A 24,207-nucleotide genomic window follows, 5' to 3' on the forward strand; every position below is an offset into this window, starting at 1 on the left:
TTATTTCTTTGACCGTGCAGGCAGTGACGCTTGCTTCAGCCGTCCGTCGAGACCGTCACGGTTTCCCACTCGCGCAACTCGCTCTCCATGGCGGACAGCTTGCCTCTCACGAGCCCGAGCGCATCGCTGCCGAGCAGGAGATGCGCAGGCGGATGGCCGGACGCGATGGCGGTGAGCATCGCCTGCGCCGCCTTGCGCGGATCGCCCAGTTGCTTGCCGCTCTTCTCCTCGCGCGCCTGGCGGATCGGATCGAAGACCGCATCGTAATCCGCGATGGAACGTGGCGTGCGACGCATCGAACGGCCCGCCCAGTCGGTGCGGAAGGAGCCGGGCGCAACGGCGGTCACGGCGATGCCGAACGACGCCACTTCCTTGCCGAGCGCTTCGGAGATGCCTTCCAGCGCGAACTTGCTGCCGCAGTAATAAGTGATGCCGGGCATGGTGATGAAGCCGCCCATCGACGTGATGTTCAGGATGTGGCCTCGCCGACGTTCGCGCATGAAGGGCAGGACGGCCTTCATCATTGCGACCGCGCCGAACACGTTGACGTCGAACTGCTTGCGCATCTCGGACAGCGGCGATTCCTCCATGACGCCTTCGTGACCATAGCCGGCGTTGTTCACGAGCACGTCGACAGGACCGATGGTGCGCTCGATCTCGGCGACAGCAGGCTCGATGGCGTCGAAGTCGGTCACGTCCAGCACGCGCGCGAAGGCGCTGTGGTTCGAAGACAAAGCCTCGAATTCACGCTTCGCTTCTTCACTTCTCACGGTACCGACGACCTTGTGTCCCGCCGCCAGCGCCTCCACTGCGAGCGCCCGGCCGAAGCCGCTGCTGACGCCCGTGATGAGCAGGGTTTTCTGGGTGGATGCCATGGAATATTTTCTCCGTGATGTGTTTCGGAGTAGGCAGAATAGTATGCTTTGGCGAGACGGATCAGCCACAAATCGCTATTTATGTTGCCTAAAACTATGAGCAATCAGTCCTCATCCGGCCGCAAACGCACGATTGCGCTGCTGCGCTCGCTCGCGCCCGACGAAGGCTATAACCTCACTACTTTGCCCAGTGTGCGCATCCTGCGCTCGGACCGGCCGCTGGCGCGCACGCCGGTCCTGTATGACCCGGGCATCGTGATCGTGTGTCAGGGACGCAAGCGCGGCTATTTCGGCGAACGCCTGTATTTGTACGACGAGGATCATTATCTGGCGGTGTCCGTGCCCGTGCCGTTCAGCATGGAAACCGATGCAAGCGCCGAGCGCCCCCTGCTCGCACTCTATCTCCATCTCGACTTCACGCTGGCAGCGGAGCTTGCGGTGGAGATCGATCGCACGGGCGTCGCGGCGGCCGTGCAGGCGCCTCAAAGCATGATGTCCACGCCCATGGACGATGCAATGCAGGGCTCCGTCCTGCGCTTCCTCGAAGCGCTGCACAGGCCATTGGACGCCGCCGTGCTGGGTCCGGGCCTGCTGCGCGAGTTGTACTTCAGGGTGCTCACCGGCGCGCAAGGCAGCGCGATGCGCGAGGCGCTGGCCATGCGCGGACAGTTCGGGCGGATCGGCAAGTCATTGCGGATGATCCATGCCGGATATGCGCAGGCGCTCGACGTCACGCAACTGGCCGAGGAAGCCGGAATGAGCGTGCCGAGCTTCCATAGCCACTTCAAGTCCATCACCCAGGTCTCGCCGATGCAGTACGTCAAGTCGACGCGCCTCCATCAGGCACGCTTGCTGATGGTGCGAGAGGAACTGACGGCGGAGGCCGCGTGCATGGCCGTGGGCTATGCCAGCGCCTCGCAGTTCAATCGCGAATTCAAGCGCTTGTTCGGACTGACGCCGGCGGCGGAAACCCGACGCATGCGCGAGAGTTTTGCCATACCGGCGGCGTTCGATGGTGCGGAGTATGTGTCGTCGCATTGAAGTGCGTCAGGCAGCCGTCGATTCAGTGCGTCTCGCATCGATGCAGGCGGCGTGGAATGCCTTGGCCACGCGCTGAAAAGGCGAAGCGTCGTGCACGTCTCTTGCAAGCATGAAATAGCAAAGATAAGGAAAGATCTGCTCGCTCAGCATCTGACTGCATTCCACCGGCAGCATCGCGGTAATGTTATCGATGGCCATGATCTCGATGCCCGACTTCGCGCGGCAGACCGGCTCGGCAAAACTCGTCGGGGCCGAATACAGCGGAATGGGATTGCGCGGATGCGTCGCTTCACAACTCACGTCGCCGATCAACCTGATCTTCGTATGCGGGCCGATCATTGCATCGTTGAGGAACAGCGGCGTATCGGCGGCCAGCTTGATGCAATTGAAGACGAGTTCGTAGTCGTGAAGCCGCTCACGAAGTTCGGGATGATCCTGCGTGATTTTCGGTGAGCGATCGTACGCGAGTCCGAGTTCGTCGAGCAGCCACGTCACGCCGCTGCCGGATTTACCCTGATGTCCGATCACCAGCGTGCGCGGCGCGCGGAAATCATCGCGCACAAGGGCTCGTGCATAACGCACGAGTTCATTCACGCTCGTGAATTGCTCCGGCACATGGTAGCGCCCGGCGCGAACGCCTTGCTTTTGCTTCCAGATGTCGAGGCACGCCGTTGCCGCGGCCATGCCGGCGAGATAACCTGCGCCGCCCGTGACCAGTTGCGCGCTGAAGTTGTCCTTGATCTGTTCGAGGTCGTACAGGAAGCCGCCGCCGCGTTCGAAGCGTGCGAGCAGACTGGCCGCTCCCTGCTGCCGTTCAAAGGCATGCGCGAAGTACATATGCCGATGCCGCAGCGGGAACGTTGCATCCGGCAATTCCTTGAGGCCGAGAACCAGCGTGTCACGATGGGAGAAACGCCAGCTGCCGCTTTCGACGAGCGTGCATCCCACGTCCGAATAGGCGGAATCGGGATAGATGCGTTTCTCCGATGATTCGACGCATACCGTGAAACCGTTCTTGACCAGAATGCCCGCATGAACGGGAATCAGCGGGGTCCGACGTTCCTTTGTTCTGTATTCGGCCCGTAGCCACAAAGTGTGGTTCATGCTGCGTGCTCCCATTCAGAGTCTGCGCCGGCGTTCGTGGCTTCGCAAAAGAAGCTTGTTTCCATCGCGCGGAAGTGAGCGTAGTCGCGGGCCAGTTCTTGCGGGCTATCCGCGACGAGCATCGCGTAACCGGGATGTCCGAACGTCTGCCCGGTTCGTTCGAGCCTTGCGCCCTTTGCGAATGTCAGCTTGATGCTCATGAGGCCCGGCACGGACAGGAAGCGCGCGAGGTGGGGCTGTTCGGCCACCGTACCGGCAAACTGCGAATTCATGTAGATGAAGCGGGCATGACGCACGGGCGCCGTCACGCACGCCGCCTGTCTCGCCTCGAAGAGATGAGGCGCGATCACACTGTCCGCCAGTACCGAGACCTGGCTATAGCCATGGCATTCCTCGACGACCGAGTAGTCGATGCCACCCGCCAGCCTCGCACCCGTTTCGATCAGACGAGGACCGTCTGCCGTCAGCATGACTTCGGTGTGAGCCGCGCCGTTGTGGATCTGCAAGGCATCGAGAACGTCGTGCACATAGGCCGACAGAACGGAAAAATCGGGGGCGTCGCGGCGCACCGAGTCCGCGTATTCGTCGATGATCTGCGTGCCCCGGTGATGGTTCACTTCATGCCAGATATCCGTCACGAAGTGCCGCCCTGCTACCGACACGGTATTCACGACGAAGTGGCGGCCCTCGAGATGTTCCTGGATGACATATTCATCCTTGGTCTCGCCCACCACATTCAGGCGGCCGATATTGCGCTCGAAGATCGCGGCAATCTCGGCCTTGCTTTCGCAGATGCCGACGCCATCCGAGTACGCGCCGAGCGCGGGCTTCATGACCACGCGCCTGAAGCCGGACGTTTCATACCATGTCAGGATGGCGTCGAGATCATGCGAATGAAATTGCGCCGCGCACGGAACACCATTGAGGCGCAGCGCCTCGACCATGTGGTACTTGTGACGATGCAGGCGTGCACTTCCGGCAGGATTGCACGGAACGTCGAAGAACTGCGCCAGCTTGTTCGCAGGAATGACGCCGCTGTCCCCCGCCACGACAATAGCCTTGACCTGATAGGGCTTCAGCTCGGCAACGAGTTCGAGAATTGCCGCGTCATCGTGCGACGTCAGCTGGATCTCGCGGCTGCACCAGTCGGGGCACGCCGAAGTGGCGTCCGCTGCCATCGGACCTGTTCTCACATGCACGCATTGATAACCACGCCCATGCAACGTCGGCCCGATATAGAAACCCTTGCGGTCCGCACCGACGATAACAATGACCTGCCTTTGAAGTTTCACGGAAAGTGCCTCTAGGAAGATAAGGAGTCTGCGCGCGCGGGGGCCTTCCTGATGACGACGATCGTCTGGCCGGCTTCGGTCGCCGCGCTCACGGGCAAGGTCCTGAGCAATTGATTGAGGCGCCAGCGCAGGTAATGATCGTGGGACAGCTTGTCGATCCAGGGCTCGAGATCCGCCAGCCATTGCTGCACGTTCCAGCGTGCAATGTGCAGTTCCTGATGCACTTCGGCGGACGCTGCGGCGAAGTCGATCGATTCCAGAATCTCGCCAGCGGAAAGACCGGCGCGATGAAAGAAGCCAAAGCTTTGCAGCAGTGAGTTCGACCACTCGCATAGTGTGTAAGTCGTGCGCTGCGAGGCGATCGTCTGGTCGAGCCATGGCTCGCAAATGACAAGACCGTGGCGGGCCACGCGCGCGCCTTCCCGGATGGCGTCCCTCGGATTGGCAATGTGGTGCAGCGAGTTGGCGATCAGCACCCAGTCGAAGGTGTTGTCTTCGAATGGGAGGCTGCGCATGTCGCACGCTCGTGCATCGACACCGGCGTGCTTCAGGGCAGACAGTGAAGGCTCGTGAACGTCCACGCCACTGACGTGGATGTTGTGCCCGTGCTTCAGGGCAAGCAGCGTACGGCCTTCGCCGCATCCCATCTCCAGCAGCGTGTCGGGATACGGCTTCAACTGGCTCAGGCGTTCGACGAGACGTTGCTCGAGCACGCGCAATGGAGAATCACACATGACACAGGGTCTCCGTCATTGCATCGAAAAAGCGCTGGCCGCACGGCGTGAATGCCGCCGATGACCGGAGGATCGAGTCTCCCTGAATGAACTTGTCGAGATAGACCGCCTCTCGTGCAGCAAAGGACAGCGGCAGCGCGGACAGGCTCATGCGATCCATCTCGGCACGCGACGGACAGGGCGCCTCGGTGTTGCGGATAGCATCCGGCGCGTGCCGATAGGCATGCAGCAGACGGAAGAACACGAAATGCGCATGCAGAACGCCCTTCAAGGGCCGCAGCGTCTGTCGTGCAGGCGACTCGGCAAGCGCCGCGCCGTTCGTCAGCAGCGGATCGAAAGTCATGAGCATGTTCAGATAGATATGCGCTGACTCGTGAACAATGCGATCGAAGTAGAAGAACCGCGTGGACTTCTCGGGCGAATCCATCGGCGGCCGCACGAGGACCGTACCGAACGCCGCAAGACTCGATGCGGCTTCGGCGGAAAACGACTGCGGCATCAACTGCACGACGGAAACCAGACTGGAGAGCTCGTCCGCGAGATGAGGCTCGCTCGCGGCGAGCGCCATTTGCAGCGTCGCGAGATGACGGCGCGCCGATGCGGCTGTCCAGCGGGGAATGCTGCCGGTGTATCCGGGGTACGTAACGGATTCTTGAGCGTCGATCGCGAGATGACTTGCTTCGGACAGCGTCGCGGTCCGGTGAGCGCGCATGAAAGACAGCGCGATTTCATCCATCCGTTCGCGAACTTCAAAGCGATCCGCGTAAGGCATGTGCAGACACCTGCGCAAGGCTGCACAGCGCGCGGCGACGGCACGACCGTCCGACTGCGCCATGCCTTGAAGCAGCGTGAAGTAGTCGAAGTACAGACGCGGAGAAAAGCGGCGCGCGGTGTCCAGTCCTTCGACTTCATCCTCAAGACCGGCAGCCGAATCCGGCAGCAAACGAGCAATCGGCGGCAGAACCTTTTGCAGAGAGTCTTTCATGTTCTCCTGCAAGGCGGTCCGTATGAGGGTGCTGCGTCCGGAGGATGGCAGCACGAGGTCTTGGCACAGGTCCGGTTCAAGGAGAATTCGGGGAGTGGTTTTCATCGGACTGGCGAACGCTCGACGCGTCCGCATGAACGGAAGAATCGCGGGGCGGCGAGCCGCTACATGACGTCGTAGCGACTGCGCGCCCCGCGTGCGGTCACATCAGGTACTGGACAGTGGGAACGAAGTCCGTGCCGTCGGCGACGATGCCTTCGGGCAGCGTGAACGCTTGTTCCTGCGGCGCGATGAGGTCGTTGATGACTTGCTCGTTGGTCAGATTCACAGTTGCATTCATGATGCTTCTCCAAAGTGAGGTGAATTGGATCAATCTGCTTTCTCAGGTGAGAACCAGCGTCCAGTCATGAATGTAGGCCGCATCTGTTAGCGCAAAGTTATGGGTGTGACGGTTGCCTCGAGGGTTGGGCGCCAGCCACGCGGAGGGATCGGAAACCATCCAGCCCGCGACACGCACATGCCGAAAAACGACGAGCCGTCCCGAACGTTCGGATTGAATTGCTGCGATGCGACATCTCCATGACCAGTTGCACGATCGTGCGAATACCGAATCATGAAATTGTGCTGAAATCGTCGCTTTTCTTGGGTCAGAGCGCCAAGACTGGCCTGATTGGCGTTCTTAAGATAGCGCCCACTGAACCACTGGTATTCAAGTGGACATATGGCGGTTAGTAAGCTTCTAGTTGGTACAGAATTGGTTCAGACGGAGTGATGCGGTGCTCTCACCGCGCATTTCCAGTGATAGACGACCTGCGCTCAGTCGACTATCTGCTCATGGTGCTCGAGCGCGATCCCTATGGCATCGTTTTCAAGGCTATGAGCAATCTTATGAAACCGCGAGACTGTGCAGGCATTCTTCCCTTCACTCACTGTGTGCGCTCGGCTGGCACCGAGGACTTCGGCATCGGCTTGATTGGTGCGCTTGAAGGACTGGTCGAGATCGATCACTGCGCACTGGTGAACGTCAAGCCGCGTCATGCGGAAATGGCGGCGTTTGCGAGCCGCCGCAGGGGCGTTGGCGCTCGACTGACAGAGGCCTATATCGGCGGATGCTATCGGGAAGATCCGCTGGTGCGCGAATTCTCTGTCTCCGGAGATGCCTCATGCACGCCGGCGATGCGGTCCCTGATGCCCGCATACACTTTCAACGAAGCTTATTTCGAACGCTTCTTCGTGGAGCCGGGTCTGGTGGACAAGTTGTCCATCGTCGTTCCCGATGTGGAGCACACCTCTTATCTCAGCCTCTATCGCTCGAAGGAAATGGGCTGTTTCACCGATCAGGACAAGGCACGCATCTGGGCCTTCACTGAGTTGCTCGCTTCGCTCGTTTCCATTCACACACGGCTATGCGCCACGCCTCGCGTGCCACGGGAAGTGTCGGTGAAGTGGCATACGGCTTTATCGGAGCGCGAGCGCTGTGTCGCGAAGCTGCTAGGAAGCGGTGAGACCGCGAAGACCGTGGGCGCGATGCTCGAACTCTCTCCGGCCAGTGTGGTGACGTACAAGCAACGCGCGCTTGCCAAGCTTGGCATCGCGACGCAGCGCGAACTCGTTGCGCTGACGGCATTGCTCGGTTGATGCACCTCGCATGTCTGTCCTGTTTCGATAGGACAGACATGAACAAATGATCGATCTACACTGCATTTGCTCGACTGATCGCACTCAATAAAACGCGGCGCCGGGCTCATCTTCTGAAGCGTCTGTTCACCATAGTTCGGATCTCGAATGAACAGACGCTGTTCAGCCTCCTTGAATTGATTGCGACGGACCGTCGCCAGGAAAGAAGGGACATCATGCGCGTGTTACTCATTGAAGACGATCTGCAAGTCGGTCAAAGCCTTTTCCGTGCGCTGAAGGAAGCGGATTATCAAGTCGACTGGGTGCGCGATTCGCGCGCCGGCGGTCTTGCGATTCATGCGGCTTATTACGCTTTTGTGCTGCTCGATCTTGGACTCGAATGCGGCGGGGGTCTTGATTTGCTGCGTGCTTCTCGTGAAGCGGGTAACAAGGTGCCTGTTCTGACCTTCACGACGTCAAGCGACCCGCATGCACGTGTGCGCAGCCTCGATAGCGGCGCGGATGACTGCGTGCTCAAACCGTTCGATGTGCGTGAAGTGCTCGCCCGCATTCGTGCTGTTCTGCGGCGCCAGGCGGGATATGCGACGTCCCGTATCGGCGATGAACAGATCGGACTCGATCTCGATCATCGGACGCTGTGGAGGGATGGGGCGGCTTCGTTGCTGTCGGCGCGGGAGTTCGCGCTGATGCATGCGTTGTTTGAGCGGCCTGGTGCGATTCTCTCGCGCTCGCAACTGGAAGAGCGGATTTATGGGTGGGGCAAGGAAGTCGAGAGCAATGCGCTCGACGTGCTCATTCACTCAATGCGCAAGCGGTATGGACGTGCGCTCATTCGGAATGTGCGCGGGATGGGATGGATGCTGGTTCGGGGGGAACAGGGTTCTCGTGCGGCCATGGCGCATTGATGTGATAACGCTCGCTAGCTGTCTGTGACCGGTTCCCGCCGGGCGCTTCTGCGCAGGACGTCTGCGGGCACACCAAAGGTGCGAAGGAACGCGCGGCGCATCCTTTCCCGGTCCGCGAATCCCGTTTCCTGCGCCACCACGTTGATCGTGTGCCGGCCCTGCTCGATCATGAATCGCGCTGCTTCCAGGCGAAGCTGTTCCACGGCTTTGGCCGGTGATTGCCCCGTCTCGGCAGCGAAGGCTCGGCTGAACTGACGAGGACTGAGGTTGGCCACGTCGGCCAGTTCCTCGATGGTGAGCGGATTGCGCAGGTTGCGGCGAATGTGCGTGAGGACCAGTTCGATACGGTCGGACTTGGGCGTCATGTCGAGTAGCGCGGAGTGCTGCATCTGCCCGCCGAGACGACGCTGATTCATGACGAGGAGTCGCGCCACTCTCTTCGCGGTCTCCGCACCGAGGTCGTTTTCGAGCAATGCCAGTGCGAGATCGATGCCCGCCGTCATTCCGGCCGACGTCCAGATGGGGCCGTCGTTAATGAAGATCCGGTCTTCCTGCGTAATGACGTCTGGAAACCGTGCCCTGAATTCTGCTGCATGCGCCCAGTGCATGGTGGCGCGCCTGCCGTCCAGCAATCCGGCTTCGGCCAGGACGAATGCGCCGCTGCATATCGATGTGATCCGTCTCGATGCTCTTGCTGCCTCTTGCACGAAAGCCACTACGGCTGGAGCCGATGACGGGATGCTCATCTCCGTGATCGAGCCCACGATGACCGTGTCGAACGCGGCATCGCCGAACGCTTCAGTCTCCAGCTTCATGCCGCCCGATGACTCGACAGGACCACCGTGTTCAGACAACACGTGGACGTCGTAGCTCTGGCCTCCGTGCGGCAGGTTCGCGACCTCGAACACCGTCAGGGCGGCGAGGCTCATCATCTGGAATCTTCTCGGCACTATGAAGCCAACACGGTGCATGGTTGATCCTGCGGTTCTGCGGTTCTGCGGTTTTGGGGCTTGGGGATGTCATGAAAGGTGGCAACAACGACATGGATCGTAATAGCTCGCGACGCTAAGGTACAAGCACTTCTCTCACCGCTTCGCAGCAACAAGGATCGCCGCCATGTCGAAAATCATTCGGGCCGCCGCCGTTCAGATCGCACCTGTTCTCTATAGCCGGGAAGGGACCGTTGATAAGGTCATAAGGAAGATTCTGGAACTCGCTAAACAAGGCGTTCAGTTCGCGACGTTTCCTGAGACTGTCGTTCCCTATTATCCGTACTTTTCTTTCATCGAATCGCCGTTTGCGATGGGGGCGGAGCATTACAAGCTGCTCGAGCAAGCGGTGACGGTGCCTTCGGATATGACGCGCGCCATCGGTGAGGCGGCGCGGCAGGCGGGCATGGTGGTGTCCATCGGCGTCAATGAGCGCGACGGTGGAACGCTCTACAACACTCAACTGCTGTTTGATGCCGATGGCACGCTCGTGCAGCGGCGTCGGAAACTCTCGCCGACTTATCACGAACGAATGGTATGGGGAATGGGCGATGGGTCGGGTTTGCGGGCTGTTGATACGGCTGTGGGGCGGGTTGGGCAGTTGGCCTGCTGGGAGCACTACAACCCGCTCGCCCGTTATGCGCTCATGGCCGACGGGGAAGAGATTCATTCGGCCATGTATCCGGGGTCGTTTGCTGGGGATCTTTTTTCGGAGCAGATTTCGGTGAATATCCGGCAGCATGCGCTGGAGGCTGGGGCGTTCGTCGTCAATGCTACGGCATGGCTCACTTCTGAGCAGCAACAGCAGATCTTGCGCGATACCAATACGACTCAAGTCGGGCCGATTTCCAGCGGATGCTTTACCGCGATTGTTTCGCCTGAAGGAGAGTATTTGGGGGGCGCGCCGTTGAGGGAGGGTGAAGGGGAAGTCATCGCGGATGTGGACTTCTGGCAGATCGATAAGCGCAAACGGATGATGGATTCACGCGGGCATTACAGTCGGCCGGATGTGCTCGGGCTCGTCATCGATCGGGAGCCGAAGTTGCATGTTGTGGAGAGGTCGGGGTTTGCGATGGGCGATGAGGCGGAGATTGTTTGAGCTTAGTGTGATTTGAGTCACTTATAGGAGCAGGCAAGATGGACTTCAACAATGTCATGCTGGAACGCAATGCCGAATTCGTAAGCGCCGAGTTCGCGTCCGAGTTGAAGATGATGCCTTCGACGGGAACCATCGTCGTCGGTTGTGTTGACCCTCGGGTGGATCCTGCGTATGTGCTTGGGTTGAAGCAGGGTGAGGCGGCTGTGATTCGTAATGTCGGTGGGCGGGTCAATAAGAACCTGCTAGAGACACTCGCGGTGCTGAGAGTCGTATCGAAGGCCGCAGGTCGGCCCGATGGGGCGCGGAATCTTGTGCTGCTACAACATACGGATTGCGGGATCATCGGGTGCTATAAGCATGCGCCCGCTTTGCTGGCGAAGCATCTCGATGTTGACGCGGATAAGCTTGATGGACTCGCTGTCACCGATCCGTATGAGGCTGTGGCGATTGATGTCGCTGCGGTCCGCGCGAACATGGATCTTGACGATAGGCTCGTCGTCTCGGGGGTGGTTTATGACGTTAAGACGGGGCGGGTGAAGGTTGTTGTTCCGCCTGGGGCGTTGCGGGATACTTCGGGCTGAAGTTGGATTGAGGTGCGCCGTACTATCGCGACGTAGAGCGACGGTCTCCGGCTTGAACAAACTCCGCATTGTGTCGGGTCTGCTATTCGGCCTTTGCGGACGTTCGTCGTTTGCCGGCGGGACGGCTCTTCAACCCCTCGACACCGGTCGTTCACAACTACGGTCATCGCGAACAGCGGTTCGCCTCCCGACCAAAAGGCGAAATCGACCCGGAGCGGCCGGCCACCATGTCGTGACTCCTGTGGCACATTCCAAAGCACAGCAGCCATTCAGCCGCGCGCAGCGAGTACTGTAACGAACCGACAACCTGCGATACCCTGAGGGCTTAGATTCGAGGCGTGCGCTCATGCATCACGTTCCAATTTTTGCGCATTGCCGGGTACGCCATGTGGCTACTAGTCCACGTTCATGAGAGGTATTTGGAATGCCGACGCCAACGCACTCGCAACCGCAACCGCTTCCAAGTGAGCTTTTTACCGACCGTGAGGTGTCAAAAAAGCGATTTAAAGAGAACCTTGATAAACCTCAACTTTCAGCGGAATATCGAATTCTTTCGTGGTTTGGAGTCGGCGGCCAGGGCAAGACCGCGCTGGTCGAGGAGTTCGATCGAATTTTGAAGTCGAAGCAGGCGACCGCGCGGTCTATTCCTCCTCTCGCGCACGCGCTCATTGACTTTGAAAACGCTAACAATCGCGCCATCGCAACCGCCCTGCTGGCGATCCGCGGACAACTTCACGCGACGTCAGGACTGCACTTTCCGACGTTTGAATTCGCCTGCCTGCGTTACTTGGCGCTAACCCAGCCAGACGTCGATCTCAAAGACCTGCGAACTCGCTTCTTCACCGCAGGCGCGCCCTATCTCGACTCCCTGCTTCAAGCGATGTTCGCGCTGGGCGAGCTAGGCGGGGCGGTGCACGCCATACCTGGCTTCAGCTTGATTACCAAATATGGTACTAAGCTGCTAGGGAAAGCGGGGCAGACGTTCATCGACTGGTGGAATGATAGCGGCGGCCGGACGCTCTACGATATCGACGAACTTTCGCAGGATGCATTGCTTCGTCGGTTGCCGAGTTGTTTTGGCGCCGACTTAATGGACGCGCTAGCTCGTAAGCGGCCGCCACGGATAGTTATCATGCTGGACACCTACGAGGCCTTGTGGCGCGGCCGTGGCCTGAGAGATGGCCCCGGGGCCCTGCGCATCGACGACTGGGTAAGGCTTTTGGTCCAGGATTCGCCCGGTGTCATGTTCATTATCTTTGGACGAGACAAGTTGCGGTGGCACGAAATAGATCCGGAGGCGCGCTGGAATGATGTCATTAGTGAATATTTACTCGGCGGTTTGAACCGGCGCGATGCTAACGCGCTCCTTATCAAGTGGCGAGTTCAGGAATCAACGATACGAATACGCATGATCGCTGGATCCTCTAGTGGTGAAAGCCACACGGTAGATGAACAGACAGAAGCTTATTTGCCTTTTTATCTCGAGCTGCAGGCCCTGACCTATCGGAACATCACAGCCCAAGGCAGAGTGCCGCGTCCCGAAGATTTTGGGAGCGATCAGCCACAGATTCTTGCCCGGTTTTTGGAACACCTTGACGGCGAAAGCGATAAGCTCCTGCGCGTTGCCAGTTATCTATCCGCCCTCGATTCGGAGGTGCTGGATATGCTAAGCGACAAATTTCTTGGTGGTCGGGCGAGCACAGACTGGTCTCGTCTTTATGGCCGAAGTTTAATTTCTGAAGAGAGAGAGGGGCTTCGCTTTGTCCACAACCTGTTGCGAAAAGCGCTGCAGAAACGCGAGCAGGACGACAGACCGGAGTTGTACCGGGACATCCATCAAGCGTTGTTTGACTGGTTCGATATTCGAAGCGGATCAAGCGAATTAAGCACGGTTGCGCAAGAACAAGAGCCAGCCGTATTGGCGGCGATCAGGCATTTATCTCAGTTCGACCAAAAAAAGGCGGTTCATTGGGCCAGCACTCAAATGCCTCAACTTGATGAGGCAGGCAAATGGCGCATTTTGGAAGAAGTGTGTCAGCTTGTTCTTCCGTTGGCAGAGACCAATTATGGCGCAGAGCACCGGTTGACAACAACCATCTGGTCGTGGCTCGCGGCCGCCGCATTATCAAACGGCCACTATGTCGAGGCCGAGGCACTGTATAAGCGGGTCCAGGCGACCCAAGAGAGAACTCTCGGTCCGAATCATCCGTCAACAGCCAGGACACTCGCCAGTCTTGCCAACTTATACGGCGACACTGGGCGCTATGTCGAAGCCGAGGCGCTATATGAGCACGTCCGGGTAATCCAAGAGAGAGCCCTAGGTGCGGAGCATCCCTCAACCGTCACGACACTCGCCAATCTTGCCAAGGTCTACCGCGACACGGGTCGCTACGGCGAGGCGGAGGCACTGTATGAGTTCGTCCAGGCGATCCAAGAGAGAACTTTCGGTCCAGAGCACCCTTGGACCACCGCAACGGTCGCCAACCTTGCTAGCGTGTACGGCGACACCGGGCGCTATGCGCTAGCCGAGCCGCTGTTTAAGCGCGTCTGGGCGATCCGGGAGAAAGTCCTTGGCCCGGAGCATCCGCTGACCGCCACGACGCTTGGTAATCTTGCAAGCCTTTACCTTGACACCGGGCGTTATGCCGAGGCCGAGGCACTGCAAGAGCGAGTACGGGCGATCAAGGAGAAAATCTTCGGCCTAGAGCACCCCTCGACCGCCAAGACGCTCGCCAATCTTGCCAGGGTATTCCGCGACACCGGGCGTTATGCCGAGGCCGAGGCGCTGTACAAGCGAGTCCAGGCAATCCAGGAGAAAACTCTCGGTCAAGAGCATCCCTTGGCTGCCATGACGCTCGCTAATCTTGCCTGCGGATACCGCGACACCGGGCGCTATGCCGAGGCCGAAGCACTGCATAAGCGCGTCCTAGCAATTCAGGAGAGAACCCTCGGCCCGGAACATCCCTCGACCGCCACGACGCTCGCTAATCTTGCCAACGTGTACAGTGACAGCGGCCGCTACTCCGAGGCCGAGGCGCTGCTGAGCGCGCGCGGACGATCTACGAAAAAATTTTCGGTCCAGTGCATCCTTGGACCGCTACGATGCTTGCGAATATAGCCAACGTGTGCAGCGACACCGGGCGCTACGCGGACGCTGAGGCGCTGCATAAGCGCGCCCGAGCGATCTACGAAAAGAGTTTTGGTCCTGAGCACCCTTGGACCGTTACGATGCTTGCCAATATTGCGTGCACGTACCGCGACGCTGGGCGCTATGCAGAATCGGCTAACTTATTCGGCTTGGCGCAACAACGGTTTTCAACAAGCCTACCGCCGCGCGACCTGGCGATTCTTCGGCTCCTAGTGGATCGAGGTAAGCTTCATGCGCTCTGCGGCGAAAACGAAGAGGCGACCAATGATTTTTTTGAGGCGCTTGACGCCTTCGAGGCACTTGGCGTGCGACCTGAGTATCGCTGGGCGCGCGAAGCTCGCGAGGGCTTGGCAAAACTTAAACGAAGCTAACGCCCAACACAGACGTGAATGACCTTTAAGTGATTGGACGCGCCGCTCGAGGATTCATCGCCGGTGTTGCATCAGTGACGCCAGCGAAGGTCGCTTGTTGGCCGGACGCGGGCGGCCGATCGCGTCCGGCCAACATTAACCGCGCCGCGCAATCCAAGCGCAATCCATTAAAGCGAACGTTCAACTCGTTCAAACCGACTTTTCAGGCGATGAAAAATATATCTCATTGACCGCAACTGCTGAAAGCACATTGATTCATTTGGTAGCAACGGTGAATTCGTTTCCCCGGCCCGGGCTTATCGGGATGGACTGCGACAGATAACCGTTTGCAGGATTGCGCACGTAGTCCAGATAAGGATTGTCCTGATCGAACGCGTTTTCCGCCAGAATCAGCGCGCCGGCTCTCAGACATGATTCGAGCAACTTCAGCACCGGCAGGTAGAGGCTGAACGCGCCGTCCAGCAATACCAGGTCGACTTCCTCATGAATGTCAGCGAGAGTTTGACGCGCATCGCCCACTCGGATGTCGACCATGTCCGCTAGGCCCGAAGCTTCCAGGCTGGCGCGCGCGCGTGCTGCTTTGCTGGGTTCCAGTTCGGTGCCGATCAGATGACCGCCGCCGTTGTCGCGCAGCGCTGCCGCCAAGTAGACGGTGGATATGCCCATCGACGTCCCGAATTCGACGATCCGGGTTGCCTTGCTAGCGCGTGCGCATTGATACAGAAACTTCCCATATTCCTGGGTCACGTTCAGATAGTTGTCGGCATAGCCATGGTAAAAGCCACGCAAATCCCTTTGCTCTTCGGCGAAATGCGCGGCGATCACGTCTGCCAGCATTTGCTCGGAGTTCTCGACGTCTTGAAATTGCGCCATCAACGCGCGATCTGCTTGTTCCGCCTCTACAAACATCTGCTGCAAGGTCTGGGCGACGCGCGTGGTACTGAGAGAATTCATGGATTGGTCCCATCGGAAAAGGTTTGGAGTGTCAGGCACGATGACGAAACGCCCCTCTTACGCACGTGTCGTCAGCGTTCAGGCAATGCTAACGAACCTTGCGCTCGGCAACATCAGGAAGTATGGTCAAAATATGTGGAATTCCTGCCAAGCGAGTTTGCGCCCCTGCTCATGCCTGTCCTCAGCCAGATGTCAGACCCAGCCGAATGGCTGGACCCCGATGATGTTCCTCGTCCAGTGGTGACCTTCGGCACGGTCGGTTTCGACATGAAATCGATAGATAAGAAAGCGGCCGCCCTCCTTCGAGACCGGAAGGAGATGGGCTTTCATCAGCATCGCAAAGCTGAACTCATGCTCGCCATGCAAGGCGTGCTGACTTGCGAAGTCGATGGCGGCTTGTGGATCGTGCCGCCGCAAAGCGCGATCTGGGTGCCGGGCGGCGTCGTTCATAAGTTTATTGCCTCCGGCACGCTTGAGTGTTATGTCGCCTTCATCGAACCTTGTATTGCGTCGGCGCTGCCGACGACATGCTGCGCGCTCACCGCGACCCCCCTTTTGCGCGAACTGCTGATTCGTTCTGCCAGCCTGCCATCGATGTATGAGAGCGGCGGCATCGAGTCTCATCTTGTTACCTTGCTTCTAGATGAAATCGCCATAGCGCCGCTGGGCAATCTTCATCTGCCGATGCCGACCGACACGCGATTGCGAAGAATGGTCGACATGATGAAAAGTAACCCTGCTGACCGGAGCACGATGGGGACGTGGGCACGGCGAGTCGGTATGAGTGAACGCACGCTGGCACGCGCACTGAACAATCAGACAGGCATGAGTTTCGGCAACTGGCGACAGCAGCTTCATCTGATGCTAGCCGTCCAATGGCTGGGTTCCGGTGCGTTGGTACAGCAGGTCGCTGACGACCTCGGGTATGAAAGCGCAAGTAGTTTCGTCTCGATGTTTCGTAAGAAGCTGGGCGCGCCTCCCGCGCGATACATGGCCGAGCGCGCGTGACGGATTGTTGACGATCAAAGTGATCGATGTCGATTGTCAGATAGTGGCCGGACGCGGTCAGTATCGAACTGCCGAAGTCGGTAGAGTCGAAATGTGGCGCGGTAGAAGTAAGTTCGGTTTGTCTCTTGCCGCCTCTTTCGTTCGGCGGTGCCCGAATAACCTCGCCCTAACTCTGTTTCCACATCCCGCTCGTCGAACCGGACATGCAGATCTCCCGGATCCGGCTCTCGGACAGGACATCACGCCTTCACACACGGCAGGTTCACAACCATGGACCAGTCGACGCACGAGACCGAAGTGCCCGAAGAGGTGCTGGGAAGGATAAGTCCCGCCCCTGCGACGTCGAACCTTGTATTTGTTTCGTAACCACCGACGCAACCGCGTAGCGGTGTAGCTGTCGAGCGCCCAATACGCGCGTCTGTCCGAGCCTACCTTGAAGTAGTTCGCCCAGCCGCGCAGCGTGCGGTTCAACCTGCCCACCAGCTCCGTGGTCTCTTGCCACACCGTCTTGAGGGCGGTCATCGCATGAATCTTTTCGACCATGCGCCGGATGCTCCCTCTTCGACGGACGCATGCCCATACGGGCCTGTCCTGTCGTCGCAGAGTAAAATCGCTCAAACGTGTAGCCTAGGAAGGCGAATTCGCCATCCGGCACCTTGCAGATTCGTGTCTTCTCCTCGTTGACCGTCAACTTCAGCTTCCCCATGATCTCGCGCAGACGCAGCAAGGCTTCCTCAGCCTTACCCGTCTTGCACAGGATCACCAGATCATCCGCGTAGGTCACGATTAGACTTCCAAGACTGCGCTGAAGTCCGAGCTTCCTTCCATGCCAGCACAAACCGGCGCATATAAATATTCGCCAGCAGTGGTGAGATGGTGAGCCTTGCGGCATGCCAGGTCTGCCGTCTTTGGCCTCCGTCGTACGTCCGGCCTGATCGTCGGTTTCTTCAACGGGGCATTCCAGCCACATCATGATCAGATGCAGCACGCGCCGATCGACAATGCGTCGCGCTAGCGACAGCATCAGTTCAGCGTGTGGAATACTTCCGAAGTAGTCCGCAAGGTCGGCGTCAACGACGTCCGTCTGCCCTCAATGCAGTCGTTCTTCCACCTCGATCACCGCATGCTGGGCGTTTCGCCCCGCGCGATAAGCGTATTGCTCTTGTGGAAGGTCCGCTTCGAAGATCGGTTCGAGCACCAGCATCGCTGCTGTCATGCACACCCAATCCCATAAGGTCGAGATGCCCATCCCTGACCACGCCGAGGGACTTCCCGTGTTGCGTACGCTTTCCTTGTGTACATGCTGTCGCCACTGCCCCGGCGCAGCGACTGGGCGTCCAGCCTGCTCATTCACCCAGCCGTATCAGCCTTCCCCGATAGGGTTGTCGGGTCGGCCTGCGCATCGACCTTTTCGAGGTTTGCTCGGCGCTCACTCGCGTTACGGCCTGCACACTCGCGCTGCCACGAATTTGTGACACGCATCACCGAAGGCTTCAGCCACTTTGTTGCCTCCATAGCTGCTCCGGTTGCTTCCGGCTATAGCATTTGCCGGGCGGGCTTTCACCCGCTGGAAAGCGCCACCTTTTCAAGGCGCACACCCCTAACTGTCCTTCGATGCTCTTCTGCTGCAACGGCGACTTCCAGGTTGCAGCCGTCACTCGCCAGACACGTCAGACGGCGACCGTTCGGAAATAGTCCAAAGTCGCCAGCCTTAAACGAACGCAACGCCCTGCGTCGAAACTGCGCGCGCGAAAGGTATTGCCGAGCTTGTTTTAAAGCCCGGTAATTGCGTCCAAAAATGCAGGGAGAGTCATGAAGTCCCTTCGAGTATGACAAAGGTTCCCGTCGCTGCCGCAGCCCTAAGCGCCCTGGCCGCCTGGTATCCGGGGCTGTGGTAGAAACGCTTGGCCTCTTCGAACGAGTCAAACTCGAAGATCACGTGCCGATCGTGGGCCTCGCCTTCGAGGTTTTCATAAAGTCCCGAAGACGCAATGACCTTTGGGCTGAAGCCTTTCATTGCATCGCCGGCAGCTTTAGCATAAGCAGCATACGCATGTGCATCCGAAATTCTAACGTGCGCAATTAAATAACCTTTTGGCATCTATATCTCCATTGGTAGTTGGCAGATTTAAATCACGTCCGGGTCGGGGCGCTGAAATGCCTTCACCGGAGATGTTGGTAAGCGGTAGCGGGTTCTACTTCGTTGCGGCCGCCATGAAAGGTCGAGGAAGCCTGCTCGCGTCCTGATGCTCGATCATCCAACCCGGATAGTGGGGCGGCAGGGCACCCACGGCGTCAAGACGCGCGAGTTCGTGATCGGATAGGACGATATCGACCGCGCTGAGATTGTCTTCGAGTTGTTCGACCCGTCTGGCACCAATAATGACGCTCGTGACATGCGGCTTGGCGAGCAACCAGGCCAGCGCGATTTGTGCGACCGAGACACAGCGTGCATCGGCGATGGCGCGCATCACCGAAACACACTGCCACGCCCGATCAAGATCCACGGGCGGGAAATCAAACGTGCTGCGCCGCGAATCATGGTCGGCGGGTGCGCCGGGCCCGAACTTTCCGGAAAGCAATCCGCCGGCGAGCGGCGACCAGACGAGCAGTCCCATCTGCTCTTCGACTATGAGTGGCACCAGTTCGCGTTCTACGTCGCGTCCGGCGATCGAATAGTAGGCCTGGAGCGTCTCGAAGCGCGTGGCGTGAAGCGCTGCACTCATCCCAAGCGCTTTACCAATCTTGCCGGCTCGCCAGTTCGAGACGCCGACATAACGGACCAGTCCCTGCCGCGTCAGGTCGTCGAGAGCACGCAGCGTCTCCTCGACCGGCGTGACCGGATCGCTAGCGTGAATTTGGTAAAGGTCAATGTGGTCTACCTGTAGCCGTTCCAGGCTCTTCTGCACGGAGTCCATGATGTGACCGCGCGATGCCCCCTGGTCATTGGGTTTCGGGCCCATCACTCCGGCTGTCTTGGTAGCCAGCACGATCTCGCTGCGCGGCACTCCAAGCTCTCTCAGCGCGTGCCCGACGACGCGTTCGGATTGGCCAAAAGAATAGATATCGGCGGTGTCAATAAAGTTAACGCCAGCAGCAAGCGCGTGGGCGATCAACCGGTTCCCTTCATTCTGCCCAAGCGCGCCGATCGACGCCCACATGCCCGCGTCGGCATTGCCGCCCATTGTCATCGTGCCGAGGCACAGTTCGGATACATATAGGCCGGTCCGGCCAAGCTGCTTATATTTCAAGGTCGTTCCTTAAGGGACAAGCTTCATGCAAAATTCGGCGCGCTGTAATCCGTCGCGCTCCCCACTCGCGTATCTCAGATGATCTGAGATTTTCCAAGCCTCAGGTGACCGGCGATCATTACCACGCGCGCGCCATAGCGGCGAGCGGTTTCGAGGTCTCCTGGCGACATTTCTTGAGGTGACGCGTCAGCCGGGGTCTGCGCCATCGGTGCGATGTATGAGCCCATGCGGTTCAGGTCGTCACGCGTCGAGGCTTTCACATTTGCGGGCTTGATATCCATGCCGACCCAGATGCCTCCGTGCTGCCCTGCAAGCAGGAAGAAATATTCGAGCGTGTTGAGCTTGTCGCCATTCAGACTCGCGCTATTCGTAAAGCCACCAAAGACTTTGTTTTGCCAAGCCCCGTCGAACCAGGGTTTGGAAGATGCGTCGGCGAACTTCTTGAACTGCCAGCTCGGGCCGCCCATATAGGTCGGCGAGCCGAAAAGGATGGCATCTGCGGTAGCAAGTTTTGCCCACGCGTCCTCCCCAATGTTTCCGTCGGCGTCGATCGCGATCGGTGCCGCACCGGCGCCTTCGGCGATAGCGCTTGCCATACGGGCGGTATGCCCATAGCCAGAGTGGTAGATCACAACCGCGCTGACTTGAGAGGTGTGTCGACTCATAAAAGCTCCCTTTCTCGAGGTTGCCCGATGTGGGCGACGTGGAGAGCAAGTCTACTGACACCAAATTCGGTGATAAATGATGGTAAATTAGACGCTCTGTTATCCATTGAAATAACAATGCAAGACCTCCATGCGCTTCTGGTTTTTGCCCGTGTGGCCGAGATGGCGAGCTTCACGCGCGCGGCGGACAGTCTGGGAATTCAGAAAGGACGGGTCTCGATCGTCGTTCGTGACCTCGAACGCGAGATGGGGGTTGCTCTGCTGCACCGGACGACGAGAAGCGTTCAATTGACTGAGGACGGACGCGCCTTTTATTTGCGCGCACGAGACTTGCTGGCCGACGCACAGGAGTTGCAATCCATGTTTTCCGGTCAAGCAGCATCGCTCCGAGGTCGCTTGCGCGTCGACATGCCTACCGAATTGGCACGAAGCGTCGTGATTCCCGCACTCCCCGATCTGTTGATGGCGCATCCGCAGTTGGAACTCGAACTTTCCAGCACCGACCGGCGGGTCGATCTGGTTCAGGAAGGGTTCGATTGCGTGCTTCGTCTGGGACCCATTGTGGATGAGACGCTGATTGCAAGGTCGTTGGGTAAGTTGCGCATGACAAATGCGGCGAGTCCAAAATATCTGGAACGGTACGGCATGCCGCGCACACTCGATGATCTGCGCAGCCAGAGGCACCGGATGGTCAGCTACACGCGAACCCTCGGTGCAAGGCATGCCGGTTGGGAATACCCATCCGGCGATGGCTACGCGTCGCTTCCGCTTCCCGCCTCGATGCAGGTCAACAGCGTCCAGACCTATCATGCAGCTGGGCTTGCAGGTATCGGACTGATCCAGGCGGGATATTCAGCGCTCGCGCATCACATCGAAAGTGGCGCGCTCATGGAAATCTTGCCAGACCTACGTCCCGAGCCTCTCGCCGCGTCACTCGTCGTGGCGCATCGCCGTAACCTGTCCCAGCGTGTACGCGCTTTTATGAACTGGATTGAAGGGGTTTTAGAGCCCTATTTTGACTAGGCAAGCTACATAAACCGGCGGGAACGCGGTTGTCGGTTATTTGGAACACAACGGCCATTGGAGCGTCAGCAGCTGATCATCGATGAGTGCCCCAAACTGGCCGCTTTTGCCCGTTGGTCGGGAGGCGAACCACCGTTCGAGATGACCGTGGTATCAACGGCCGGTGCTGAGAGTTGAACAGCCGTCCCGCCCGTGACCGGCGAACGTCCGCAAAGGCCGAATTCCGGCCATTACCACCGCCCGAAGCAGTAAAGCGCCTCACGCCACCCTCTGCAAATACCCCGGCAATTCCGGATCCGGCAACACGGCAAGCACCTTAAGCCTTTGCCTGGTCCGAACCTGCCCGTTATGGAGATGTTCGGCGAGCGCGTCGGCGGCTTTTCGATACTCGCGACGGATCAAGCGTTCGATCACAACTTGATGCTCCACCAACGTCCCCCTATCCGGATGCAGCTGAAAAGCATCATAAAACGCGTGATTAACGATAAGCGGCATATGCGCATGCCCAATAGCGGCAAGCAACTTCCCATTAGGCGCTCGGCTTAGAAACGTGTCATGAAGCGTGGTCTCGAGCCGATGCAACTCCCCCGCATCAACCGAATCCGGATCGGCGATAGCTCTCTCAACATCCGCCAGAGCCTCTTTAAGCACCAAAGCCCCCAACAAAGGCCCACTAGCCACCAACGCAGCCGGCTCCAACAACCCTCGCAGTTCATAATCCTGCGCCACGGCTCTAGCCGTAAGCGGCCCACAAAGCCAATGCGAGTAAGCGGACTTCTCGACCAACCCCCGATCCCGCAGCCGATTTAACGCCTCCCGAACCGTCCCCCGACTAACCCCAAACCCCTCAGCCGCTTCACTCTCATCGATCCTGAAGTGACCAAAAACAATAGCCAGCGAAATCGCGGCCTCGAGCGAATCAAGGATCCGCTCACTGGTTGAGGGAATCGAAAGCGGCTCCGGCCTGCGATCAAACCCAAGCGTCTCTTCCGACAAAGGCACGCGCAAAGGCTCCGGCACTCCTCCATCGGCCTGAGCAACGAGATACCCTCGCCCTTCAAACGTATGCAGCAAGCCCCCGGCATGCAGCATCTCAAACGCCTTCCTCACCGGCACCCGACTAGTCCCAAACAACCTTGCCACAGGCCCTTCAAGCAACACGAGCCCGGGCTTGATAGCCCCAACAGCGATAGCCGACTTAAGCCGGTCATGAATCACGCGATATCGCAGCCGGCTATCCGCCTCGATCTGCGTATCGGCAATTTGCGTCGCGTCAATCGACGCAACAACCTTATGCGAGGAAGCGCTTGCGCGTCTTGTCATCGTGAAAGCAACTGCATAGAAGCACTTGCGCCATCAGGACCTCATGAACTCGGTCCATCGGCGCACGAGGTAGTTATGCTCATCCATCACCGAATCCCAAACCGCGATCCGGCTCATGCGCGCGACATACCCGCCGCCATCGCGCACTTGCCCGACTGGCACGAGATGCTTGCTGGTAGGACCTGGCAATTCGGCGGAAGCGCGCGCACCATCGTACCAGTAGGCCCATTCCGCGTCGCTCATCTGCGCGCGTGACCGCTCGGGATTAGAGATATAAAACCCCTGCCGCGCCATCGTCGCACCGGCCCAACCTTCGAGCCACCAGTTCAGGTACTCGTAAGCCGCATCGAGCACCCTTCCATGCGCCAGCCGCGAAATCCCGATGCCGCCAAACCAGGCCCGATACCCCTCACGCGGCCGAGCCAACCGAAAGTTCAACCCCGCCCGCTCAAGCTCCACAGTAGCCGGCGACCAGATACTCTGAATCACGACCTTGTTGGCGATCATCAACTGCGCCGCTTCAGCAAAGCTCGACCAGAACCCTGCAAAGTGCCCGCGCCGCTTGAACTCGATCAACGTCCCGATGAGTCCGTCGATCTCCTCGATCTCCAGGTTGCCGATATCCCGAAACCGCATCAGCCCGCTGGCCTCGACAGCAAGCGCCGCATCGATAGCGCCGATAGCCGCATCCGCCTGCAACGCCACGCGCCCCGCGAGTTCAGGCGCAAGAAGCCAGGCCCAACTTTCTTCGCCATCGATGAGCGAAGCAGGCATCGAATCGGGCAGATACACGAAGCTATCCGCGTTATGCGTGAGCGGCAGCATGCTGATGCGCTCGCTCGGCTTGCGCGCGAGCGTGCCATCCGCCTGCACGAACAGCCGGTCAGCAGGCACACAGCCCGCGCCACCTGCTGGTTGAGCCTTCGTCTTCGCAAGCCGACCCGTCCGCGGCAACGCATTGACTTCATCCCAGCGGCGAATGCGTGAAAGCTCCACAGGCTGAAGCGCATGCGTCGGCCACAAACAATCGATGCTATGAAACCACTGGTCGTACAGTTCGTAGCGATCCGGATGCATGACGCCATCGCGCTGCACGCTGCCGCCGTCCTGCACGACAAAGCGCAGCTTGATGCCAAGATCCTGTTCCGCCCGCTTGCGGATATGTTCCTGAAGCGTGACGCTCGTGCCCAGGACGCGTAACTCGACCTTGGAGGGATGCAC

At 59.0% G+C, this 24,207-nt stretch carries 24 protein-coding genes and 1 pseudogene; 9 read left to right on the forward strand and 16 right to left on the reverse strand.

What is annotated here, in order from left to right; translation table 11 throughout:
• Nucleotides 1–35: 35 nt before the first annotated feature.
• Nucleotides 36–875 (reverse strand): oxidoreductase, encoded by an 840-nt coding sequence (locus tag QCE62_RS20775; RefSeq protein WP_309922604.1) that lies wholly within the window; start codon nucleotides 873–875, stop codon nucleotides 36–38.
• 96 nt (nucleotides 876–971) lie between these two features.
• Between QCE62_RS20775 and QCE62_RS20780 the strand changes: the two genes are divergently transcribed.
• Nucleotides 972–1,916 carry an AraC family transcriptional regulator gene (locus QCE62_RS20780; RefSeq protein WP_309922607.1) on the forward strand — a complete coding sequence of 315 codons (945 nt, stop codon included), beginning with the start codon at nucleotides 972–974 and terminating at the stop codon, nucleotides 1,914–1,916.
• Between the two features lie 6 nt (nucleotides 1,917–1,922).
• Here the strand turns inward: QCE62_RS20780 and QCE62_RS20785 are convergent, their stop codons facing one another.
• The 5 genes from QCE62_RS20785 to QCE62_RS20805 form a co-directional block, all read right to left on the reverse strand.
• Nucleotides 1,923–3,020: a hypothetical protein gene (locus QCE62_RS20785; RefSeq protein WP_309922610.1), complete on the reverse strand. Its 1,098-nt coding sequence runs from the start codon at nucleotides 3,018–3,020 to the stop codon at nucleotides 1,923–1,925.
• Entirely contained in the window at nucleotides 3,017–4,198 is a 1,182-nt protein-coding gene (locus QCE62_RS20790) for an ATP-grasp domain-containing protein (RefSeq protein WP_309922911.1), read from the reverse strand. The genes QCE62_RS20785 and QCE62_RS20790 overlap by 4 nt, the downstream gene beginning before the upstream one ends.
• 125 nt (nucleotides 4,199–4,323) lie before the next feature.
• Entirely contained in the window at nucleotides 4,324–5,046 is a 723-nt protein-coding gene (locus tag QCE62_RS20795; protein ID WP_309922613.1) for a class I SAM-dependent methyltransferase, read from the reverse strand.
• Nucleotides 5,039–6,031, reverse strand: coding sequence for an aKG-HExxH-type peptide beta-hydroxylase (locus QCE62_RS20800; protein ID WP_309922616.1), 993 nt, complete (start codon nucleotides 6,029–6,031; stop codon nucleotides 5,039–5,041). Before QCE62_RS20800 ends, QCE62_RS20795 begins: the two co-directional genes overlap by 8 nt.
• Before the next feature lie 202 nt (nucleotides 6,032–6,233).
• The gene (locus QCE62_RS20805) at nucleotides 6,234–6,371 is read right to left on the reverse strand and encodes a hypothetical protein (protein WP_309815055.1); all 138 of its coding nucleotides are present in this window, start codon (nucleotides 6,369–6,371) and stop codon (nucleotides 6,234–6,236) included.
• A gap of 458 nt (nucleotides 6,372–6,829) precedes the next feature.
• Between QCE62_RS20805 and QCE62_RS20810 the strand changes: the two genes are divergently transcribed.
• A complete protein-coding gene (locus QCE62_RS20810; RefSeq protein ID WP_309922619.1) occupies nucleotides 6,830–7,669 on the forward strand; it encodes a helix-turn-helix transcriptional regulator in 840 nt (279 codons plus the stop codon).
• 215 nt (nucleotides 7,670–7,884) lie between these two features.
• Nucleotides 7,885–8,574, forward strand: coding sequence for a response regulator transcription factor (locus tag QCE62_RS20815; protein ID WP_309922621.1), 690 nt, complete (start codon nucleotides 7,885–7,887; stop codon nucleotides 8,572–8,574).
• A gap of 14 nt (nucleotides 8,575–8,588) precedes the next feature.
• Here QCE62_RS20815 and QCE62_RS20820 read toward each other — a convergent pair whose 3' ends face one another.
• Nucleotides 8,589–9,545: a GlxA family transcriptional regulator gene (locus QCE62_RS20820; protein ID WP_309922624.1), complete on the reverse strand. Its 957-nt coding sequence runs from the start codon at nucleotides 9,543–9,545 to the stop codon at nucleotides 8,589–8,591.
• A 145-nt stretch (nucleotides 9,546–9,690) separates the two neighbouring features.
• On the opposite strand from QCE62_RS20820, the gene QCE62_RS20825 reads away from it, so the two are divergent.
• From QCE62_RS20825 to QCE62_RS20840, 4 genes are all read left to right on the forward strand, one after another.
• Nucleotides 9,691–10,662 carry a nitrilase-related carbon-nitrogen hydrolase gene (locus QCE62_RS20825; protein ID WP_309922627.1) on the forward strand — a complete coding sequence of 324 codons (972 nt, stop codon included), beginning with the start codon at nucleotides 9,691–9,693 and terminating at the stop codon, nucleotides 10,660–10,662.
• A gap of 38 nt (nucleotides 10,663–10,700) precedes the next feature.
• Entirely contained in the window at nucleotides 10,701–11,243 is a 543-nt protein-coding gene (locus QCE62_RS20830) for a carbonic anhydrase (protein ID WP_309922630.1), read from the forward strand.
• A gap of 424 nt (nucleotides 11,244–11,667) precedes the next feature.
• The gene (locus QCE62_RS20835) at nucleotides 11,668–14,361 is read left to right on the forward strand and encodes a tetratricopeptide repeat protein (RefSeq protein ID WP_309922632.1); all 2,694 of its coding nucleotides are present in this window, start codon (nucleotides 11,668–11,670) and stop codon (nucleotides 14,359–14,361) included.
• Nucleotides 14,325–14,762 (forward strand): tetratricopeptide repeat protein, encoded by a 438-nt coding sequence (locus QCE62_RS20840; protein WP_309922635.1) that lies wholly within the window; start codon nucleotides 14,325–14,327, stop codon nucleotides 14,760–14,762. The genes QCE62_RS20835 and QCE62_RS20840 overlap by 37 nt, the downstream gene beginning before the upstream one ends.
• 255 nt (nucleotides 14,763–15,017) lie before the next feature.
• On the opposite strand, the gene QCE62_RS20845 is transcribed toward QCE62_RS20840, so the two are convergent.
• Nucleotides 15,018–15,716 (reverse strand): class I SAM-dependent methyltransferase, encoded by a 699-nt coding sequence (locus QCE62_RS20845; RefSeq protein ID WP_309922640.1) that lies wholly within the window; start codon nucleotides 15,714–15,716, stop codon nucleotides 15,018–15,020.
• Between the two features lie 135 nt (nucleotides 15,717–15,851).
• Between QCE62_RS20845 and QCE62_RS20850 the strand changes: the two genes are divergently transcribed.
• A complete protein-coding gene (locus tag QCE62_RS20850; RefSeq protein ID WP_309922644.1) occupies nucleotides 15,852–16,724 on the forward strand; it encodes a helix-turn-helix transcriptional regulator in 873 nt (290 codons plus the stop codon).
• A gap of 57 nt (nucleotides 16,725–16,781) precedes the next feature.
• On the opposite strand, the gene QCE62_RS20855 is transcribed toward QCE62_RS20850, so the two are convergent.
• From QCE62_RS20855 to QCE62_RS20875, 6 genes and pseudogenes are all read right to left on the reverse strand, one after another.
• On the reverse strand, nucleotides 16,782–17,267 hold the full coding sequence (locus tag QCE62_RS20855; RefSeq protein WP_309922648.1) for a group II intron maturase-specific domain-containing protein: 486 nt from the start codon (nucleotides 17,265–17,267) through the stop codon (nucleotides 16,782–16,784).
• A gap of 133 nt (nucleotides 17,268–17,400) precedes the next feature.
• Nucleotides 17,401–17,748, reverse strand: a pseudogene (locus tag QCE62_RS35300) (group II intron reverse transcriptase/maturase); the annotation flags it as partial.
• A 66-nt stretch (nucleotides 17,749–17,814) separates the two neighbouring features.
• Complete coding sequence (locus QCE62_RS20860; RefSeq protein ID WP_309922651.1) at nucleotides 17,815–17,973, reverse strand: hypothetical protein; 159 nt, start codon at nucleotides 17,971–17,973, stop codon at nucleotides 17,815–17,817.
• Between the two features lie 561 nt (nucleotides 17,974–18,534).
• Entirely contained in the window at nucleotides 18,535–18,825 is a 291-nt protein-coding gene (locus QCE62_RS20865; protein WP_309922654.1) for a DUF1330 domain-containing protein, read from the reverse strand.
• Between the two features lie 94 nt (nucleotides 18,826–18,919).
• Nucleotides 18,920–19,975 (reverse strand): aldo/keto reductase, encoded by a 1,056-nt coding sequence (locus QCE62_RS20870; RefSeq protein ID WP_309922657.1) that lies wholly within the window; start codon nucleotides 19,973–19,975, stop codon nucleotides 18,920–18,922.
• Between the two features lie 74 nt (nucleotides 19,976–20,049).
• The gene (locus tag QCE62_RS20875) at nucleotides 20,050–20,640 is read right to left on the reverse strand and encodes a flavodoxin family protein (protein WP_309922659.1); all 591 of its coding nucleotides are present in this window, start codon (nucleotides 20,638–20,640) and stop codon (nucleotides 20,050–20,052) included.
• A 117-nt stretch (nucleotides 20,641–20,757) separates the two neighbouring features.
• On the opposite strand from QCE62_RS20875, the gene QCE62_RS20880 reads away from it, so the two are divergent.
• Nucleotides 20,758–21,663 (forward strand): LysR family transcriptional regulator, encoded by a 906-nt coding sequence (locus tag QCE62_RS20880; RefSeq protein WP_309922662.1) that lies wholly within the window; start codon nucleotides 20,758–20,760, stop codon nucleotides 21,661–21,663.
• A gap of 258 nt (nucleotides 21,664–21,921) precedes the next feature.
• Here QCE62_RS20880 and QCE62_RS20885 read toward each other — a convergent pair whose 3' ends face one another.
• Together QCE62_RS20885 and QCE62_RS20890 are read right to left on the reverse strand one after the other, a co-directional pair.
• Nucleotides 21,922–22,986 carry a GntR family transcriptional regulator gene (locus tag QCE62_RS20885; RefSeq protein WP_309922664.1) on the reverse strand — a complete coding sequence of 355 codons (1,065 nt, stop codon included), beginning with the start codon at nucleotides 22,984–22,986 and terminating at the stop codon, nucleotides 21,922–21,924.
• Nucleotides 22,987–23,019: 33 nt separating this feature from the next.
• Nucleotides 23,020–24,207, reverse strand: a complete 1,188-nt coding sequence (locus tag QCE62_RS20890) for an extracellular solute-binding protein (protein ID WP_309922913.1) — start codon at nucleotides 24,205–24,207, stop codon at nucleotides 23,020–23,022.

The sequence above is a fragment of the Caballeronia sp. LZ033 genome (genome assembly GCF_031451265.1).
Classification (GTDB): Bacteria; Pseudomonadota; Gammaproteobacteria; order Burkholderiales; family Burkholderiaceae; genus Caballeronia.